Below are 19,189 nucleotides of genomic sequence, written 5' to 3' on the forward strand. Positions count from 1 at the left end.
CTACAGCACCGCAAGTTGTTCGACGAACACACCGCGTTCCCCACCGAACTCGCCGCCGCAGCTTGACGCGTTGGCATCGTGAGGTGTCTGCCTTCATGCCTCCGCACCGGGCAACTCACCCGATCCAGGACCCCGTTCGAATCGGACCGACCACGCGAGCGGATAGAGAACAGGCAGTTAGGCAGCCAATTTGGCGCGAGCCTCGAAGATCATGGCCCAAAATCGGGCACTAACGGGCAGGATCACAAACCTGCCCGATCCGCTGGCTAGCGTAATGGGCCATGATCACTCGCGCCAAATCAGCTCCAGCCCAAAGCCGCTCCGCCGACCTGCGGAAAAAGACTCCGCCACGGAGGAGAACGCTCTAAAGTGCTAGGCCTCGACCCACATCACCATTACACCCATTGCGAGGTCTAGCATGCCCGAAGAAGCCCACAAAAAGGACATTGCATCATTCAGTGCCGAGGATTTGTCTTGCCTTGAACGCGCCACAAGCCTCACATATCTCGAGACGGTCAATGATTTTCTAGTCTTCGGTTTCCCGGACCGAAATGGATTCCGCCAGCGTGGCGCAGGGATTCCTTTCGATGTGGCGGTAGAGCTTCTGCAAGCGGTAAACCGTGAAGCAGAACGCATGACTGACTATCAGGGATGGGTGGACCCGGAGAAGGGATTTGTCGAATTCGAACTTAGACAGCAAGCCATGAACCCGTTCCGTAGGGGGGCAGCAGATCAATTTGAATTCGAGATCTACCCGTGCCAGCACTCGCACGCAAGCAACCCGCCCTTTGAATACGACGAGGACAGGGATCGATACTCCCCCGTAATGCGCGTCACCTCTAGCGAAGGGTCTACCTGTCTGGAGATTTCACCCAATACGGCGCTCTGTTATCCTCTGCTGCCGCCGACCATTGACGGTGAATATCGAGTGCGATCCCAGTCGACTCTGAAGATTTACCTTGAGGGTGCGACAGAGAAGGGAGAGCTGCTTCGCAAAGCGCGCGAGCTGGCGAACTCATTCCTCTTCGAGCTGAGCGCACGACACAGGATGGTTTACTCTTTGCGTCCACGGGTTGAAAGCCCTGCTTACCGCCGACACGGGTCAACCATCAGCAATAGAGTCAGATTCCCTCGAACGCCCGTGCCTGACAATATCGCGACCCTATTTTCCATTCCTGGCGATACTGCGCTACGCGGCAATCATACCCTTTTCTATCTTTCCTACTACCAGATTCTGGAGCACTACCTACCCGCTGTGCACAGGCGGGAGACCGTCAGGAAGGTGCGGCGGATTTTGCGGGCGATTGATTTCGACGAGGAGAAGGACTCCTCTGTCCTGCAAATTCTGAACTCGGTGGAACGTTCACATGGGGCCAGCGAAGGAGAGCAGCTAAAGGCACTTATTGGAGAATGCGTCCCAGAGGACAAGCTGCGCGAGTTTTTCGCACGTGATCACGACGGCCACTTTGAAAAGAACGGCCCAATTTCGGGGGTTCAGGCGATCAATCTGAAAAGCGGCGAAGCGCTTCCTTCTCAGGTGGCAAAGAGGATCTACATGCTCCGAAATCGGATCGTGCACGCAAAGGATGACGTCCGGTACGCCGAATCCAAAGTGCTACTTCCGCTGAGCTATGAGGCGCTGAGGCTATCTCCAGACATTGAGCTCCTGAGGCTATTGGCCATAGAGGTTGTCGTCGACAACCGATAACTAAGCCACGGACGGCTCGTCGTCACCGGCCGGCAGCGTCCTTGGTAGAGCTGCAGCGCGAGCGTAGGAACCTCAGCAATCGGTCCACTTAGAGCTACGGATCAGAAGGCTTCTGACATCCACGGCTGACATCAACGACGCCGGATGGAGGCGTACACCAGCGTCCCTGCTCGACTGCCGCACCAATCGACAGCGGCGGCTGGGTCCGGCTCGGATTGAACTCCTAAAGCGGATGTCGCAGTTTCAGATTCTGCCGGGAGGACCAGCGAAAAAGCTACCTACGGACCTCCGTCCATGTGGCTCATGGCTTCGCTCTGCTCTCCTTGACGACGTGCGTGTACGCGTCCATGGTGGTGCTGATCGAGAGTGCCCGAGAATCTCCATCACCGCACGGGACGCGTTCCCGACCGCCGTGAGGACGGTGGCACAGCCGTGCCGGGCGTCGTGCAGCCGGATCACGCGGAGGCCGGCGGACTGAGCAACGTCCCCAGACCCGCTCCACCGACCTCTGCAAACCCGTCGGGCGGCAAGTTCAACCTTTCATCCACACAACGTGTCAGCTTGTATGCTCTCTCGGATGCGTGCTGCGACACCCCAGCCAGGCGCACCTGACCGTGCGCGCCGACGCCTTGAAGAGAGGCGGCAACGGCAAGGTTCGACTCATCTTCGCGCCCCCATAGGAGCACGACGCAATAGGAGCCGGAGAGCTCCTGCGCCCCGTCCATTCCCTCAGAGGGACCATCGCACGTCCCCGGAAGCCCCCTCCGGAAGAGATTGGGTGGCGATCTTCGTCAATCTGCTACCCGGCGCGGCAGCGTTAATTGCGCTGATATTCACGTGGCAATCGGTTAGTCAGACATATGCCAATCTCAACTTGTCAGAGGAAGGGCAGATCACCGACCGTTACACTGCTGCGGTAGTCAATCTGGGTGAGAAATCCGAAGCACTCCGCCTGGGGGGTGTGTATGCACTGCAGCGGATCATGCAGGATTCCCCACGCGATCAACCAGCGATTGTGAATGTACTTTCCTCTTTTGTGCGGTCGAATGCGCAAGCGGACAGCTGGACTGTGCCCGGGACATGGGCGATAAAGTGCGATCCGGTTTCCCTTCCGAGGGAAGTGGAAAGTTCCACTCCTCCGCCACAACCGGCGGCTGATGTGCGTGCGGCCATCGATGTTCTTGTCTCTAGGGATAGGGGCCGGGATAGGGGAGTGAAAGTCGACCTCAGGTTCGCCGATCTACGAGGGGTCGAGTTGCGCGACCAGAATCTTAGCGGCTTCTTGCTGAGTGGTGCTGATCTGCGGAGTGCGCGCATTGCATATGCCGACCTCCGGGAGGCCGATCTATTGAGAGCTCGTCTCGATGAGGCGGACCTCACCGGAGCTAATCTGCAAGGCTCAGTGCTGCAGGGTGCAGACCTTCAGGGTTCAGAGCTCTCGGGAGCTGATCTAAGTGGCTCACATCTCGCAGGGGCAAATTTTGCCCACGCCGAAATGAGTGAAGCTCGACTTGTTAAAGCCGCTCCCGGCCCCCTGAACGCCGATGTGGGAGACCTGGCCCCAAATTTCTCGTGCGCCTCGCTGGAAAAAGCTAACCTGTCCGAGAGTGAGATGGGAGGAGTTTGGCGAAGTGCTATTCTTTTGAAGGCGAATCTCATTGGCGCAGACCTCAGCGGTTCGGATTTCACTGGGGCGTGTCTAGCGGAGGCGAATCTGTCTAAGGCACAGCTCCGATATGCCGTATTCAGCAAAGCCAAGACGGCGGGCGTGAATTTTTCGGGCGCTTATCACGCACATGCGAGAGATTTCCCTTCTCGCGAGCAGAATGAGGCTCCAGCCGTTGGTCAAATACCTTGTTGAGCGGCTATCCGGCTCTGTTCCGAAATGTGATCAACTGCTGGTTGCTGTGCAGCAGGGAAGTACAGCAACCACCATGACTGCAGCCGACCACCAGCGTCTCCGGGCGACCACCTGACCACTCCCTCAGGCCTCAATACCCTCCCAGCCACGGTTCGGGACGGGGGGGTCCGTGCCAGACCCGTGCCAGATCGTGCGGGGAATCACGGGGAATAGCGGGGATACGGTTGACAGCGCACCGGGCGCCGATCCCGCGCCGCCGCAGGTCAGTAGAGCTCTCGCCCCCCAGAGCACACGAGCTTCCCAAGCTCAGGTCTTGTCGCGGTGGTGTCCCCTGGAGTGGTGTAGCAGCGATCACTTCTCGCGACTTGCTGTTACCACATCGCGCTGCTACACCGCTCTGCGGGACACCATCCCGGACCGGCGGTCGACGGCAGTCATCCCCAGCCCTGGCAGCCAGCCGACCCTGTTTATGCTCACGCCCATGGCACTCGAATGGGAACAGATCATCGTCGACTCCTCCGACCCCATCGCCCTCGGGCGCTGGTGGGCCGAGGCTCTCGGCTGGGTAGTGGTCGACGAATCCGAGGAGATCATCGAGATCCGGCCTGAGCCGGACCAGATGCCGGGGCTGCTCTTCGTGCCTGTCCCCGAAGGCAAGACGTCGAAGAACCGGCTCCACCCCGACTTCCGCCCCGACGACCAGGAGGCCGAGGTCGCCCGGCTGCTCTCCCTCGGTGCCCGGCGCGCCAACACCGTGCAGGACGAGCAGCACTGGGTGACCCTCCTCGACCCGGAAGGCAACGAATTCTGTGTCCTGGGTGAGCGGAAGAGCTGAGCGGGGCCGGGCAGTCGTTCGGGCGGAGGTGCCGGACGGTTTCGCCCACCCGCAGCTGCCCCCGCCGCTGTTCGCCAACCCGGCTACACCACTACACGGGACATGACCCTTGTCGCCTTGCTTAGGGCGAGGCCGTGAGGCCGACGCAGCAGCTGAGGTGGAGTGGGGAGCCGGCGTACCTTCAAAGGTGTTCTACCGTCGTGAATCACCTCATCCCTCAGCGATCGCCATCAGGCACTCCTCGGCTTCCGCTTCGCATGCCTTGATGCGCGCCTGGACGCGACGATCGTCCGCGATATTTGAGGGCAGCTGCGTGTCGTTGAAGATTCCTGCTTCTTTCAGCTGGTCCGGCGTCAAGCCGGTAGCGGTTGAGAGGTTCGCTCCCTGGAAGTTGGCATCGCGCAGGTAGGCTCCCGAGAGATCTGCACCGCGAAGGTCTGCACCGATTAACTTCGCTCCCTCGAAGTCTGCGGATTTCAGATAGGCACGCCTCAGATCCGCGTCATTGAGTTGGGTCGAATGGAATTCAGCGAAATTCATGATCGCCGATTTTAGATCCGCTCCCGTGAGGAATGCTCCTCGAATGTAAACCCCCTCAAGCATTGCTCCGCGGAGGTCGGTTTTAGTGAGGAAGGCACTGTCAAGCTTTGCTCCGTGCAAGTCTACGCCGACAAGGTACGCGCCAGACCAGTCGATCCCGTTGGGCCCTTCCTTCTCTGTGTTTCTTGCCCCGAGGATCTCTACCGCTGCTGCCACGTCCTCACTGGCTTTCGGTAGGCCAGCAATCTGCGCACTCTTCGACTTCCCTTTTGATGAATTTGCTCGGGTTCGCACGTAGGCCGAGAGCACGCTCACGACTGCGGGCTGGTCCGTTCGAGAATCGTTCATGATGCGCTGCAGCCCGTAGATGCCACCGAGACGGACGTCGAGTGAATTGTCTCCGAGCTGAGCAACGGCAACTGTGAAGCGTTGGGTGACCATCCCTTCGCGGGAGATCTTCAGTTCCTCGCCACGGTTTCGGAGTTCTTCTTGTGCCTGTTGAGCCGACAGCCCGGTGAAAAGCAGTGCAGCGGTTGCTGCGAGTGCGGTGAGCGCAGTAGCCGCCGAGTTGACTCGCTGGTGCCAGTCCCGGCTGGGCTGGGGGACCGTTTGCTGGTGTCGTCGCGGTACGACGACGAGCCGCGATGCGGAGGGTGGGGTGGCGCGTTGTGCAGGGATTCTGATCCGCTGCCGCGGGAGCTGGCGTTGTCGTGCAACTCGCGCTCGATCACCCGGCCCTGTCATGCCTTGCGCCCCCTGTCCGTTGTCGACTCCCCCATGGCGTCGCGTACTTGGGGAACGCTGACATCGGGTGATCAGTCACGGTCGGTCCCATCACATCGCAACCCTGGCGCACCACAAGCGCACCAGATCGAGCGGGGAACAGCGGGGAATCACGGTGAAAGCAAGCGGCGCGCACGAGGCCTCAGCTCAGCCGTTCGCGCAGATCAGCACCCGAACCGGCGACAAATGATCGCAGCTTCCCAAGCTGAGAGCACGGGGCGATTCTCGTCACATGCTCAACGACGAAGGACCAGGTCAACAACATGGGCCGCAAAGCAACAGTGGTGCAATCGACGTCCTGCGGCTGAGTACAGGGACCACGGGCTGCGGCAAGGCATTTGGGGTGCGTTCCATCGCCCGCCTGAGCCCCATGCGCCCCACCCCGTGCGGTTCTTGGGGAGGTATCCGTAGGCTGCCATTCGACGGCGGGTCCGGGCAGACTGTGCCACTCGCATCACGGGTGATACCGAAACGGGGATGGAGGTTCGGGGTGCGCGGAGCGGTACTGGAAGGCCGCTATCGGCTGGTGCAGCGTCTCGGGGCGGGCGGGATGGGGGAGGTCTGGAGGGGCGTCGATACGCGGCTCGACCGAGAGGTGGCTGTCAAGGTCATCGCCCAAGGTCCGCACGAAGATGGACAGTTAGCCGCACGCTTCCGCAAGGAGGCCCGTAGTGCGGCTCGTCTGGCCCACTCACGCATCGTGACAGTCCACGACCACGGCGAGGCCGAGGCCGATGGTCATCCACTCCTCTTCCTGGTAATGGAGCTCGTGCAAGGCCGTCCTATGTCCGCGTTCTCAACCACGGGAGAGCCGGCTATCGATGCGGTGGTGGAGTGGGGTATCCAGATCTGCGAAGGTCTCGCAGCGGCCCATCGTGCCGGTGTCATTCATCGTGACATCAAACCAGCCAACATCATGGTGTGCGGCGAAGGGGAACTCGATGTCAAAATCTGTGACTTCGGTATCGCCCGGCTGGTAGAGGAGTCCGGGCCCGGACTGACAGGGACCGGCGCAACGATCGGCACCCCGGCGTATATGTCCCCTGAGCAGGCCCGTGGAGACCGCAGCATCGACGGGCGCAGTGACCTGTACTCGCTGGGTTGCCTTCTCTATGAGCTCCTGTCCGGAGCCCCTCCATTCGAGGGGGCCGGGTGGTCGGTGCTGGCCCAACACATCAACCGCCAACCGGATCCAGTCCGCGCCTTGCGCCCTGATGTACCGGATGACCTCGACCGACTCATCCTGCACCTTTTAGAAAAGGAGCCGCACCAGCGCCCGGCCGATGCCCAAGAGGTAATCGATCGACTGATCGGTGTGCGGTACGAACTTGGCCGTCCTCTCCCTGACGCATTGGAATTATCCCAGGCGCCTACGGCCGATGCCACTCGTGCACCGGAGTCGGCACCCTTGCGAAGAACGGCTCCAGTAACCGAGCAGGATTCCTCCAGAGCTGCGGCCGTACGAACGGTTCCGATGACTGGTCGGACAAGTGCCTGGAGCGGCCTACTCGCTGCTGGCTGCATCTACGCCCAGTTCAGCGTTCTGACCAGTTGGTCTCCTTTCTGGATATCCGCAGTGTGCGTACTGGCTTTCGTAGCAGTAGGACTGGATGCGTATATATGGGCTCCTCCCGACAGCGGTGTGCGCGAGGGCGACGCCGAGGAACTCCCCATCGGTATGGCAATGCTGTGTGCGGTGCTCACGGCAGGATTTCTGCTCTTCTGGCCCCCATCGCCGTGGTGGACGGCACTATTGGCCCTCGTGCTCGTTGGCCCACTGCTGTCCCTCATCGCCGCAGCACTGCGGCGTGTCGTCGAGTCTGTGGTCCGCCGGGCGCCGTGGCAGAGCGCGGTCGGTACAGCAGCCGGTCTGCTCAACGGAGTCACACTCGCCGGATTGCTGGCCGCAGGGCGCGGTGCGACCGTCTTCGTGGCACTTCTGGCGGGCATGGTGACGTGGCTTGCTGTCGCGGTTGTGGTCACCTTCTCTCTGCCCTCAGTTGAGGGACCGGCCGCTGAGAGCTGACATTGCGGAGGCAACCCGAAGACGATCCAGGCGAGAGATCCCTGACCCATAGGACACGGCCAAGAGGTCGCGTGCCACAACCGTGCCAGATGCAGGGGGCAGCTGCGGTCAACCAGGGTAGCCAGCGGGCGCATCCCCACCTGTTAGCTCGGCCAGTGAATCTGCAGGTCACCGGTAGATTGCCCCAGCCTCTCTCCTAAAGAGGTGGCCGGCGGTAGCGCCGTGCCCTTCGCGATTTGGAGCCGTGGCGGGGCCGTCGGAGGGCGCTCAACGACAACCAACGCTGACAACCGTTGACAGCTAAGTCGCAGGTCGCAGCGTTGATCGATTACACGACGGCAGGTCAGAGACCCAGCCCTTCACTTCTTCGGCTACTGATTGCACTCGACGGCCCTTGACTCGCCCATTGAGTACTCCGATCTCCGGACGGCGACACCCCAAAGGGGAGAAAATCGGGCTACGGCCGTCCGGCTGACGTCGCGGAGTCTTGGTGCCTCCGGAACCCGACATTGAGCAGGACGCCGGGGACCCTTCGTCAGGCACCCGGAAGTGTTGCTGCGAGCATGCGAATCAGATTCTTTTGCCTGGGCGGTCCCCGCCGGACGGCTGCTGCACAACCGCACAGCGCGTGAAGGAGGTGCCGGGGCATGGACGTGGTCCACGAACGATGCGCCGGAATCGACATCAGCAAGGCCGACGTGAAGGTCTGCGTCCGCGTCCCGGGACCGGGCAAACGCCGCCGCAAGGAGATTCGTACCTTCTCGACCATGACCCGTGACCTGCTGGCGATGCGGGACTGGCTGCTCGCCGAACAGATCACCGTGGTCGGGATGGAGGCCACCGGCTCGTACTGGAAGCCGGTGTTCTACCTGCTGGAGGACGCTCTCGAGTGCTGGCTGCTGAACGCCCGGCACATGAAGAACGTCCCCGGCCGCAAGACCGACGTTGCCGACTCGGAGTGGCTCTGCAAGATGGTCGAACACGGCCTGGTCAGGCCCTCGTTCGTGCCTCCGCGTCCGATCCGACAGCTGCGCGACCTCACCCGCTACCGCACCGAGGTCATCCGCGAGCGCACGCGCGAGGCCCAGCGGCTGGAGAAGCTGCTGGAAGATGCGGGGATCAAGCTGTCCGCGGTCGTCTCGGACCTGCTGGGCAAGTCCGCCCGGGCGATGCTGGAGGCCCTGATCGCCGGGGAGCGTGATCCCAAGGCCCTCGCCGAGCTGGCCAAAGCCAGCATGCGCGCCAAACGGCAGACTCTTGCCCAGGCACTGACCGGCCAGTTCACCGACCACCACGCTTTCCTCGCGCGGACCATGCTCGACCGCATCGACGCGGTCACCGCGACCGAAGCCCGCCTGAGCGAGGAGATCACCTGCCAACTCGCCCCGTTTCGCCGCCCGATCGAGCTGCTGACCACGATCCCCGGCGTCAGCACCCGCGCGGCGGAGATGATCCTGGCCGAGATCGGCGCGGACATGACCCGCTTCCCCTCGGCTGCTCACCTCGCCTCGTGGGCCGGGATGTGTCCGGGCAACCACGAGTCCGCCGGCAAGCACACCTCCGGCAAGTCCCGGCCCAGCGATCCGTGGCTGAAGAACGCGCTCGGCCTGGCCGCCACCGCCGCGGCCCGCAGCAAGGACAGCTACCTCGCGTCCCGCTACAAACGCATCGCGATCCGCCGCGGCAAGAAACGGGCCCTGGTCGCCCTCGGGCACACGATCCTGACCTCGATCTGGCACATGCTCACCAACGACGCCGAGTACCGCGACCTCGGAGCGGACTACTTCCTGCAGCGAACCGGCCGGGCCCGCCAGACGCGGCGCCTGGTCAGCCAGCTCAACATGCTCGGCTATCAAGTGTCCCTCCAATCAGCGGAAGCGATCTGAACTGCGGCGTTGGGGGATTTTCGAATCAGACTCCACCGCCCTAGTGCGCCAATGACCCGACGCGCCATTGATTAGCACGGTTGACAGTGTCAGCTCACCATCGATGCACTACTGAAGTTGATTGGGCGATGCGGATCATCTACCCCAGAGCCACAGGGCGAGTTCGGCAGTTCTGTACATTAACGAGCATTCACGCCATTTCTTCATCAGAAGCGTCTTTATGCAAGTTCTCAATCTGACGAGAGATCCAACGGTTCAATCGGCCGGTGCTATTTTCTGCGGCGACATATTCGCCTCCCGGGAGAATTGCCAGCCCACACTCCTTCGTGATGAGTTTTAGCCTCTTCCCGGAGGAGGCGACAAGACGAGTCTCCAGCAGGCGGTTGCGCACGTCGTTAATTTCAACGCCGCGAGACTCTAGCCAGGACAGCATTACAGGATCGTCGCATCGAACTTCTTTCCCTTGGCAGAGCATTACGAGTAGAAGATACTCCTCTTCTCCAATGAATTCCGGGCTCCATTGCTCCGCCACCGGAATCCCGTCGAGTGTATCCGCATCAACCTGATGCGCTTGGACTTGCCAACCCTTCCTTCCATCGACGCATGCAGCACGAAAGCTCAGCAGAGTCCTGCCGACTTCCGTTTCGAGATCCTCCCCCCAAAGTTCCCGACCGAATCCGTATATTTCGTCTAGCCGCGTCCAAATAAACTCTAGGAGCAGCCTCAGCGGGTTTTCTGGTGTGGAAAAATAAAAAGGCCACCACCCATCTACCAAAGGTACCATAAATGGCCGACCGTTGGCCTTCGCGAGGGAATAACTCCCCGATATGATCAATTGAGGAAAATTTGTCGGGCCGAATCCAACATTGCCAATATTCTGCTCAAGATATTCGACCATTGACGACCGGAATGCCCGCTCGCTCTTGAATCCGTGCATCCCAAGAATTACTCGAATCGCAGACACCTGCTCCAGGGCAAGCGCGTGAAATAGAGCCTCCTCTTCGTACGGGAGAGCGGCTGGCCCTTCAGCATCCCAGGCAACCCGACCCGTCATCTCGGCAAACGTTCTGGCCGACGGGGCCAGACTGTGACCAGGGTCATCCAACTCCTCGTCACCGCTTTGATAATAAAAGTGCTCGATTTCGCTTACCGACCTAAGCTGAGCGAACGCATCACGAAGCTCGGCCGAGTGAAGCCTTTTCTTAACTTCGATGACGGCAATGATATCTTTGACATGCCATACGTACGAGTCAGTGTATGGCAGCTGCTCCCCCTCGCCTCGCACCACCATGCAGTCAAGTTGACCGGACAGGCGCCCTCGGCCATCACGAGCAAATCCGGATACCACCCGCAGTCCCAAGCCATCCGGAAGGGCGCTATTCAATATCTCGGAAGACAACCCCTCGTACATGTCTCCAATGGTCGGAGCATGTTTTACGGGGGAGCTATCGAGTTTAGGCAACTCGTCTCGGAGAATGCCTGAAAGAAGGTCGGCAACCGTGCGAATCATAGGGCCTCGCTCACAATTTGATGCGCCGGGGGCGTATGCTTGAGGGGTCGTGATCGCCAGCCCCAAAAGCCCCCCTCGACGCAAAGCCGCTCCACTAACCTGGTAATCACGTATCGCGCCGAGCTTGGCGATGCGTGAAACGGAAAATTAGATTACAGACCTCAGGTCTTGTGTCTAATGCGGGGCCCCGTCTAACTGGGGACCTGGCGCGCCGGCGACTCGCACAGGCGATTGAGACTCCGCCGATCTCATCGGTGATGCATGCAAGTTACGCGCATTAGAATAGCGAGTCCTGATTGCCCTGCTCGCCTGATCTATTTGACGCTTCGGGTGTGATGGCCACTAGTTCGAGTATCTGCGGGTCATAAAGCCAGTAATAGTGACCCTCTAGTTCTTGACGGCCGGAAATCCTCAGCGCAAGGTTATTCCGGTGGGCATCAACAGCCAGGTCATAATCTTCAACCTTTAGGCGCACCCTCATTTTTCGAGCCTCGGTACCCGCCAGAACATCCAAACGGACAACTCCAGGATTCCCTGGCTTTGGACGCTCAAGTAGAGTGACCGTACCCAAGAGGGTGACGAACTGCGGATCAGCTGTCGCTGCCAGCATATTCCCAGCCCGCTCCAGCGCTGCATAATCCGAGGGAATGAACTCAAGCTTATGGCGCTCGGCGGGGCGTCCAGAGAATAGCTCATCGGCAGAATTCAGCTCAACTTCAACTTCAGCACCTTCTGAATCTCTAATCAAATTACGGACCGCTTGAGTCAGCTCGTAACAAAATCCTCTATTGACATTCTCAACGAACGAGTAGGTCGACCCGGTCTCTTTGAAATGGTCAACTGACTCGCGTGCGGCTTCAAGCGCTCTCACCAGGCTGAGGGTAATCTCGCGACCCGTGTGTCGACCAATCAGCGGAATCGTGTCACCAGACTTGATTTTGTGCTCAGAAAACACCTCGTCCGGAGGGGCATAGGCGGTGATCACATAGCTCCCCACCTCGGTCTGTCCCATCAGAACTGAGTCCATGAATGACTTTGCTAGGAAATTATTAGAGTTTCCATAATAGGCAGCTTTAGATTTCCGGGTTTTGGCTGCGACAACCATGGATTTATGAGCGCCTGCATGGAGGTCTTCACCAGCGCTCCAAGGGATTGTCCCTTTCCGGGAAGCCACTTCCTTGTGAAACTTCATTTCGTCACCCAAGGCGTGCAGAGTCGCAGCTCGCTTCAGGATCGAACGGATCCTCTCATCGCCCAAATTCCAAGCCTGCGCCACCGCTTGACTGAGCAGATCAGAGTAGTCTTCCGTTTCTTGATTCTGAGGTAGCAGGAGGCCACCATTCGATCGAGTGTCGGAATCTGACGCCGGCCGCCAACGACTATAGAGGTTGGTCTGGCCGCCGAACCTCTGCCACCCGGTTGATTCGAGAGCAAGGGCAAGTTGCCCGTCCGTGAGGTGTTCGGCGACCTCACGGAAGTCCGGTACCCTCACGGTGCACCTCCCTTACCTATTCGCTCCATGATTGCGCATAACGCGACGTCGTCAAATATTTGGCTCGTAGAAACCCTAACGGCCGTGTACTTTTCCCCGGATGGCTGAACGCCCGTAACGCTTCTCCAGTAGGCGCAATGCCGCAATTGGAATATATCGTGACTGGCTTCGACCCATTTGGCAATATCTTCGGGCACAATCATTGCCACCAATATGCGATGAACGATCACATTGGAGCGTGCGAGAAGAGCTAAACGTTCGTTGGAGAGATTCACCGAGACGAAACCACTAGGAGGATTGGGTGCCGAAGTCCAAGTGCTTTTTAGCTGTATCTTCAGATCTATTTGACAGTCCGCTGTGTGGGACTCCGAGGTGTGACTTAGCTTCCAATCGATCCCGTCATCCGGCTCCGGTTTGGCCATGGTGCAGCCAGCTGCCGCAGCGACCGCGCGAAGGTAGCCATCCTGCAACATCTCCATCCGTTGCTTCTTGGGCAAGTCTCCACGCAACGGCATCTCGGGCACGGCGGCTTCAACATTGATCATTCATCCCCCCAGCATGTCCCCTAGATCACATGCTAGAACCTAGTAGTCACGGTGGGTAGGGGAGATTGGCCTGCGTCTCATGCCCCTCTGCTCTGCGAGCTGGTGGGGCGCATCCTCCAGGCCGTGCCACTCTCGTGCCGGAACAGACAGGGGCGCACGAAAACTGCGGGTCGCAGAGGCAGCTCCGCTGGGCCCTGATCAAGCTAGGAAATCCGCGGGCCATCTACGATCACTCATCCCGGACCCGCACCACAACCGCACCAGTTCGAGGGGGGAACAGCGGGGAGTCACGGGGAACGTGGGCGCCGCCGCCTACGACACAGCCCGGCCGTTCGCCCAGGTCAGCGCCCAAACTGGCTGCGAATGATCGCAGCTTCCCAAGCTGAGGACACTGCCGTCGATCCAAACCGGCTTGGTTTGACTGGGGGGAGAAGCCCCGGTCCCTGACCAAGGCTTCTCCCCATGAGTGCGCTATTGCGAACCGAAGGTCGACGCTGACAGTCGCGGCTTCTGATTACCCTTCAGAAGCGGTGAGGTTCGCTCACCGCCAAGAGGTGCCCGCGGCTGGTCGCGACACGGAGCACGTCCCGCAAGGCTTCGGTCAGCTTCGTCGCCAGAGGGCGCAGCTCCCCCAGCTCCGCATCCTCGTCGCCGAGTACGTCTAGTGCTTGCTCCAGCAGCTCGGCCGCCATCCCGAGTTGGACCGCTTCCATGTCGTCCGCCAGGCGGGACATGTAGCCATCGCGGTCGTCGGTGCTGAGATAGCAGGGCTGGCCCTCCGGCCCCGACCACGGGAGAAGCCTTAGCTCGTTTCGGGCTGTCATCCTTGTGTCTGCCTCTCCTCGATCACGTGGTGGGTGGTGAAGACCGCGTCGACGCGGTCCCCCGGGAACACCAAAAGCGCGGCCTCAACGACCCGCCCAGCGCTGTCGGTGGCGACGCGTGTGATCGCGAGAACCGCCACGGCGGAGCTGATCCGGAGGGTCGAGACTTCGTCCGGCGTCGGGAGGCGGGCGCATACCGTCTCCCGGAAATCGGCTGGCGGGGGGCTCAGCATGGCGAACCTCGTGACTGTCCCCTCACTTGAGGTTCCGTCGCCGAGTACTGAGGTCGGCGTCAGGTCACGCGGGACGTAGAGGCGGGCCAGGCTGTGCGGCGACTCTCCCTCGTGGCTGATGCAGAGGAACTCGGTCAGTGGCGTACCGTTCGGCACCCTCAACAGGGCTGTCAGATGCCCGCGCGCCCGGATCGCGGTGGTGCGGACAGTGACGCGCAGAGCCGCGTCAGCAGCGGTCCACGGGTCCAACGTGCCCCATCCGCCGACGTATGTGATCTTGCGGAGGGGACGACGAACGAAGTTCCCCTTGCCGTGGATCTTCTCGACGAGGCCTTCCCCCTGAAGCACTGCGAGAGCATTCCGCAGCGTCGGCGTGCTGACCCTGTATTGACCTGCTAGCTGGGCCTCCGAGGGAAGGCGTTCGCCGGCCTTGATGCGGCCGGTCGTGATCTGGTGCCGGAGGTCATCGGCAATGCTGTGATGGCGAGATGGCACGGACTCCATCACCGCCTTCTCAGCATCCGCACGGCGACGAGCCGGGTCCGCGTGTGCATGGTCAGCAACTCACCCGACTCGAACAGGAGTTGCTTGGCCCCGTGGGGCAATTGGAAGAGGTTGCTCACCCGGCACGCCCGGCCGCCGACCTGTATGACGTCGCCGCACTGCACGGTGGTCGAGGTGATCTCAACGGTGGATACCAGCGCGCCGCTGGGTGCCCGTTCCCTCACCGCTTCACCTCCGCAAGCGTGGACTGGTCGAACGCCGAGTGGCAGGGGCAGTCGCATGCCTCGTAGATCACCGGAATGTCGATCGGCGCCGCGGCCGGGGAGGACTCCGCACAGGCATGGTGCGTGCCGATCCGGCATGAGGACGATCGGTAGGAAGCGGCCTCAGCGTGCGTGATGCGAGGCCGTTGACGAGGAGGCATCAGCGGACCCCCGCGAGGGCGGACCAGGCTTCAGCCGGCAGATGGCGAGCAACCACCATCGAGCGCTACCGTACGCGCTTCTCCCAGGCCAGCATGTACGGACGGACGAGCGCGATGTCCTCACCCGCGAGCGAGTCCGCGCGGTCCGGGTGCCGTCCCTGGGCGGTCGTCGACCTGTCGGTGAGCGCAGGGGGTGCCAAGGCGGCTGTCGGCCGGGAGGATGTTAAGGGGCGGCGGTGCCTGCCCTTGGGGCGGTGCCGCTCTCTGGTGAGCGAGACGGCACGGCGGATACGGTTGAGCAACGCTGCTCAGCTCCTTATCGCTGATGGCTCGGTCCCCCGACATCGCCCGTCGTGGGGACCGCTCTGCGTACGACCGCCCAGAGGGTGCGGCCGTTCAAGTTGGTGGCGAGAAGCCCGAATTGATGGGCCTCGGCCACCGTTTCCAGGGCCTCCCGCCATGACTCGGCGGAGAGTGATTCCGGCACCTCCGCTTCGACCGTCGTGTGTCGGGCGTGCTCCTCCACGCGCGTGGGGAGCCCGACGGCCGATAACCGGGCGGCGATGGCCGCCGCGCTAACTCCCGAAGCGGGCACAGGGCAGCCTCCGTTACCGGCGATCACTTTGAGTGAAGCTAGTTAACTAGATTAGAGCTAGTGGACTAGCTTTTCCATATGCCTGAGCAGCCGCCCTATCTCCGCATCGCCGACGAACTCCGGCGGCGGATCGCGGAGCACGTGTGGGAGCCGGGGGACCGTCTTCCCTCCCGTGCCCAGATCGGCCAGGAGTGCGGCGTGGGCGAGAACGTGGTGCGCCGGGCACAGGAACTGCTGATCTCCCAGGGCGTGCTGGAGGGCCGCGCCGGTTCCGGTACGTATGTCGCCGAGCCCCGGCAGCGGGTGCGAGTTGTCCGTTCAGCGGCGCGCGAGCAGCCCGACGGGTCCCCGTTCCGCGCGGACATGAAGGCTGCGGGCAGGCAGGGGGATTGGGAGAGCCGGACCGACGCCAAGGTCCCGGCGCCGACGGAGATCGCGGCACGTCTCGGAATTGCCGAGGGTGACCTGTGCGTTCGTACCGCGTACGAGTTCCTCGCCGACAGCAGGCCGGTGCAGCTGTCGACGAGCTGGGAGCCGTACGACCTCACCGCCGGCACCCTCGTCGTCCTCCCCGAAGGAGGGCCGCACGCCGGAGCGGGCGTCGTGAACCGCATGGCCGCAATCGGCATCAACGTCAGCCACGCCGTGGAGCAGCCCGAGCCACGGCAAGCGACAGCCGAGGAGGCGTCACTTCTCGGCATCCAGAAGGCCGCCTTGGTCACACACATCCGCCGGACGTACTACAGCGACCAAGGGCGGCCCGTGGAGACGGCGGACATCGTCGTGCCCGCCGCCCACTGCGAGATCGTCTACGAGATTCCGATCAATCGGTAATCGGCAGCTCCCGCCGCCCCGCGACAGAGCCTCCAGACGTCATCAGTCCGTGCCCCATCCGTGCCCGATAGACCGGGAAATCACGGGGACACACGGCGACGAGCGGGCACCACTCAGCACAACGGCCCCCGACCGGGAACAACGCGCTGCCCAGGGCGGGTCACTCCGACGTACAAACGCCCAGCAGGTCAGGATGTTGATCAATAAAGCGGCCGCAGGTCACGGCCGCTGGTGTTCAGTTGTGGCTCTGCAGCAGCACAGCGAGTGCACCATGAAGCATGGGGATCGATCTGGAGCTGCACTCATCACGGCCCGCCCGCAACGATTGGCGCAAGTCCCGCGCAACACTCCTACAGAGCTCCTACGGGCACGGCGATGCGCTAGAGCATGTCTCTTTGATGGGTTGATCAGTTGATCGGATGTGTCAGTCCGATTAGTGATCACCGGTGCGATGTGGGACCGGATCGAGCCGCTGATGCCGACCGATCCGGCCCGTGGACGACGATGGGCCAACCACCGCCGGACCCTGGAAGCCATCGCGTGGAAGTACCGCACCTGCTCACCCTGGCGCGACCTGCCAGAAGAGCTCGGGCCCTTTCAGACCGCCCACAAACGCCTGATCAGGTGGGCAATGGACGGCACATGGGAACGGGTCCTCGCGGCGGTCCTTGCAGCGGCGGACGCCGATGACGACGTGGGCTGGACCGTCTCGGTGGACTCCACCGTCTGCCGGGCTCACCAGCATTCGGCCGGAGCCAGGAAAAGGGGGCGCCCGGCCGGTCCGAGCCCAAGGACCACGCACTCGGACGCTCCCGCGGTGGCTTGAGCACGAAGGTCCACCTGGCCAGTGATAGCCGGGCACGGCCTCTGTCCCTCCACGTCACCGCGGGCCAGGCCGGTGACGCGCCGGCCTTCGAGGCGGTCATGGCCGGAATCCGGATCCCGCGGAGCGGACTCGGCAGGCCAAGAACCCGCCCTGCGGTCGTGCTTGCGGATCGCGCCTACTCTTCCCGTGCGATTCGTGGCCACCTCCGTCGACGCGGCATCCGCGCGGTCATCCCGCAGCCCGCCGACCAGATCGGCCACCGTCTGCGGCGAGGCCGCGCCGGAGGCCGCCCGCCCGGCTTCGACGCCGAGACATACAAGGAGCGCAATACCGTCGAGCGGTGCATCGCCCGACTCAAGCAGTGGCGCGGCCTCGCAATGCGGACGGACAAGCTCGCCATCGCATACCAGGCCGCACTCCACCTTGCTGCCATCTTCATCTGGACCCGGCGCTGAGCAAGGCGTCCGAAGGATTCGTCAGGCCAGCGCGTGGACGACGAGCCGGTTCTGATCTCCGTCAAAGATGCCGGCCAGAACGTTGGCCTCCCGCCGGTCCCCATTGAAGAGATTCCGCTGGTCGACGTGCACGGTCAGAAGCGTACCCACGATGAGAGTCCACGAACGAGAGGAACCCCAGCCGACGCGCGGCTGGGGTTCCTCAAGGTGGTGAGTATCGGTCAGCGGGTGGAGTTGCGCACGCCGTAGACAGCTCGTCTACGTGTCGGCGGACCGCACCCCATCGCGATCACCGTGGATCAGGCGGGTCAGCGCTGCAGGGTGAGCAGGCCCGGCCGGTACGGCAGCGTCAGGTACTCGGCGCCGTCCGAGGAGGGGTTCCTGCCCTGGTAGAGGAGCTGCAGGTTGCAGGGGTCGATGGTCATGGTCTGGTCGGGGTTGTCGCGCACCAGGTCACCGTGGCTGATGTCGTTGGTCCAGGTGGCGTTGCTGTTGGCCTTGCCGGCGAAGGGGTTGCTTTCGGTGGCGGCCTGCGGGGTCCACGGACCGTTCAGGCTGGAGGCCGTGAACGAGCGGAAGAAGCGCTGCTCATTGACACCCCGAGCCTCGACGATCATGAGGTACTGGTTCTGGCCCTTGACCTTGTAGACCTCCGGCGCCTCGAACAGGTTCTTCTCCGTGTCGCTCATGACCGTCGTGAACGAGGAGCCGAAGCTGCTGGGGAAGTTCCCGATCGGCATGCTCGCCCGGTAGATGCTGCCGTTGTCAGCGGCGAAGAACAGGTACATGTTCTGGTCGTCGGCGATCATGGTCGGGTCGATCGGGGCATCCTTCCGGTTCGGATCGGGGTTCTGGGGGAGGGTGCCGGTGAACAGCGGCTGCTTGGCGGACCAGCCGTTGGGGTTGGTGGGGTCGCTGGACGTGCGGTAGTAGAGCGGCCACTGGCTCCACTGAGACACCATCACCCAGATGTTCTTGGGCGCGAAGTAGAACAGTTCGGGCGCCACCGCGGACTCGTTCATCGGGGTCTGGGTGGCCGCCCCCATGTCCGACCAGTTCGTGAAGGGACTGAACATCGTCGAGCCCCACGCCGTTCCGTTGGAGGTGGTCGCGTAGACCAGGTGCTTGCCGTTGTACGTGGTGGTGGTGAAGTCCTTCAGCGCGACCTGCCCGTTCGCCGGCTGCGCCAGCGGGCCGGTCGAGGTCCACCGGTAGGTCGACGGAAGAGCACACGCGTTGCCCGTCCCGGACAGGCCGGTCCACTTCTGGTTGGTGCCGCCGTGGCACGACCAGATCTGCACCCCCGTG

18 protein-coding genes and 1 pseudogene are annotated in these 19,189 nt (G+C 62.1%); 7 read left to right on the forward strand and 12 right to left on the reverse strand.

From position 1 onward, the window contains the following. Positions 1 to 418 precede the first annotated feature (418 nt). Positions 419 to 1,708 carry a hypothetical protein gene (locus OP79_RS55710; protein ID WP_157857492.1) on the forward strand — a complete coding sequence of 430 codons (1,290 nt, stop codon included), beginning with the start codon at positions 419 to 421 and terminating at the stop codon, positions 1,706 to 1,708. Positions 1,709 to 1,986: 278 nt separating this feature from the next. Here the strand turns inward: OP79_RS55710 and OP79_RS57630 are convergent. Further along, a pseudogene (locus tag OP79_RS57630) lies at positions 1,987 to 2,191 on the reverse strand (tyrosine-type recombinase/integrase); the annotation flags it as partial. Between the two features lie 295 nt (positions 2,192 to 2,486). On the opposite strand from OP79_RS57630, the gene OP79_RS53040 reads away from it, so the two are divergent. Both OP79_RS53040 and OP79_RS45175 read left to right on the forward strand, forming a co-directional pair. After that, positions 2,487 to 3,569, forward strand: coding sequence for a pentapeptide repeat-containing protein (locus tag OP79_RS53040; RefSeq protein WP_169786254.1), 1,083 nt, complete (start codon positions 2,487 to 2,489; stop codon positions 3,567 to 3,569). A 481-nt stretch (positions 3,570 to 4,050) separates the two neighbouring features. Then, positions 4,051 to 4,404, forward strand: coding sequence for a VOC family protein (locus tag OP79_RS45175; protein WP_211270998.1), 354 nt, complete (start codon positions 4,051 to 4,053; stop codon positions 4,402 to 4,404). 210 nt (positions 4,405 to 4,614) lie between these two features. On the opposite strand, the gene OP79_RS53045 is transcribed toward OP79_RS45175, so the two are convergent. After that, complete coding sequence (locus OP79_RS53045; RefSeq protein WP_169786255.1) at positions 4,615 to 5,385, reverse strand: pentapeptide repeat-containing protein; 771 nt, start codon at positions 5,383 to 5,385, stop codon at positions 4,615 to 4,617. Positions 5,386 to 6,217: 832 nt separating this feature from the next. On the opposite strand from OP79_RS53045, the gene OP79_RS53050 reads away from it, so the two are divergent. Further along, positions 6,218 to 7,753, forward strand: a complete 1,536-nt coding sequence (locus tag OP79_RS53050; RefSeq protein WP_157857493.1) for a serine/threonine-protein kinase — start codon at positions 6,218 to 6,220, stop codon at positions 7,751 to 7,753. 647 nt (positions 7,754 to 8,400) lie between these two features. After that, on the forward strand, positions 8,401 to 9,639 hold the full coding sequence (locus tag OP79_RS45195; RefSeq protein ID WP_033329009.1) for an IS110 family RNA-guided transposase: 1,239 nt from the start codon (positions 8,401 to 8,403) through the stop codon (positions 9,637 to 9,639). A 190-nt stretch (positions 9,640 to 9,829) separates the two neighbouring features. Here the strand turns inward: OP79_RS45195 and OP79_RS55715 are convergent, their stop codons facing one another. The 8 genes from OP79_RS55715 to OP79_RS57635 form a co-directional block, all read right to left on the reverse strand. Continuing rightward, positions 9,830 to 11,149 (reverse strand): DUF6602 domain-containing protein, encoded by a 1,320-nt coding sequence (locus OP79_RS55715; RefSeq protein ID WP_342669592.1) that lies wholly within the window; start codon positions 11,147 to 11,149, stop codon positions 9,830 to 9,832. A 277-nt stretch (positions 11,150 to 11,426) separates the two neighbouring features. Continuing rightward, positions 11,427 to 12,641 (reverse strand): hypothetical protein, encoded by a 1,215-nt coding sequence (locus tag OP79_RS55720; protein WP_157857495.1) that lies wholly within the window; start codon positions 12,639 to 12,641, stop codon positions 11,427 to 11,429. Further along, positions 12,638 to 13,186, reverse strand: coding sequence for a DUF4365 domain-containing protein (locus tag OP79_RS53055; RefSeq protein WP_078492446.1), 549 nt, complete (start codon positions 13,184 to 13,186; stop codon positions 12,638 to 12,640). The genes OP79_RS55720 and OP79_RS53055 overlap by 4 nt, the downstream gene beginning before the upstream one ends. A gap of 521 nt (positions 13,187 to 13,707) precedes the next feature. Further along, complete coding sequence (locus tag OP79_RS45200; RefSeq protein ID WP_033329010.1) at positions 13,708 to 14,010, reverse strand: hypothetical protein; 303 nt, start codon at positions 14,008 to 14,010, stop codon at positions 13,708 to 13,710. Beyond that, on the reverse strand, positions 14,007 to 14,747 hold the full coding sequence (locus tag OP79_RS45205; protein WP_033329015.1) for a GntR family transcriptional regulator: 741 nt from the start codon (positions 14,745 to 14,747) through the stop codon (positions 14,007 to 14,009). The genes OP79_RS45200 and OP79_RS45205 overlap by 4 nt, the downstream gene beginning before the upstream one ends. Then, positions 14,747 to 14,971, reverse strand: coding sequence for a hypothetical protein (locus OP79_RS45210; protein WP_033329011.1), 225 nt, complete (start codon positions 14,969 to 14,971; stop codon positions 14,747 to 14,749). The genes OP79_RS45205 and OP79_RS45210 overlap by 1 nt, the downstream gene beginning before the upstream one ends. 265 nt (positions 14,972 to 15,236) lie before the next feature. After that, on the reverse strand, positions 15,237 to 15,371 hold the full coding sequence (locus OP79_RS58170; protein ID WP_281194320.1) for a hypothetical protein: 135 nt from the start codon (positions 15,369 to 15,371) through the stop codon (positions 15,237 to 15,239). A 116-nt stretch (positions 15,372 to 15,487) separates the two neighbouring features. Continuing rightward, positions 15,488 to 15,766, reverse strand: coding sequence for a hypothetical protein (locus OP79_RS57635; protein ID WP_033329012.1), 279 nt, complete (start codon positions 15,764 to 15,766; stop codon positions 15,488 to 15,490). A gap of 78 nt (positions 15,767 to 15,844) precedes the next feature. Here OP79_RS57635 and OP79_RS45225 point away from each other — a divergent pair, with 78 nt between their 5' ends. Together OP79_RS45225 and OP79_RS53070 are read left to right on the forward strand one after the other, a co-directional pair. Next, positions 15,845 to 16,600 carry a GntR family transcriptional regulator gene (locus OP79_RS45225; protein ID WP_033329013.1) on the forward strand — a complete coding sequence of 252 codons (756 nt, stop codon included), beginning with the start codon at positions 15,845 to 15,847 and terminating at the stop codon, positions 16,598 to 16,600. A 451-nt stretch (positions 16,601 to 17,051) separates the two neighbouring features. Further along, positions 17,052 to 17,881 (forward strand): IS5 family transposase gene (locus OP79_RS53070; RefSeq protein WP_425428687.1). Its coding sequence is split into 2 segments (ribosomal slippage): positions 17,052 to 17,375 and positions 17,378 to 17,881, totalling 828 coding nucleotides; the frame shifts between segments, so codons are not numbered across the junction. Between the two features lie 21 nt (positions 17,882 to 17,902). Here the strand turns inward: OP79_RS53070 and OP79_RS58175 are convergent. Both OP79_RS58175 and OP79_RS45235 read right to left on the reverse strand, forming a co-directional pair. Continuing rightward, on the reverse strand, positions 17,903 to 18,031 hold the full coding sequence (locus tag OP79_RS58175) for a hypothetical protein (protein WP_268978901.1): 129 nt from the start codon (positions 18,029 to 18,031) through the stop codon (positions 17,903 to 17,905). A 158-nt stretch (positions 18,032 to 18,189) separates the two neighbouring features. Continuing rightward, positions 18,190 to 19,189 (reverse strand): non-reducing end alpha-L-arabinofuranosidase family hydrolase (locus OP79_RS45235; protein ID WP_033329017.1); only part of this gene is annotated, 1,000 nt, incomplete at its 5' end.

Source organism: Streptomyces yerevanensis (assembly GCF_000716805.1).
Classification (GTDB): domain Bacteria; phylum Actinomycetota; class Actinomycetes; order Streptomycetales; family Streptomycetaceae; genus Streptomyces; species Streptomyces flaveus.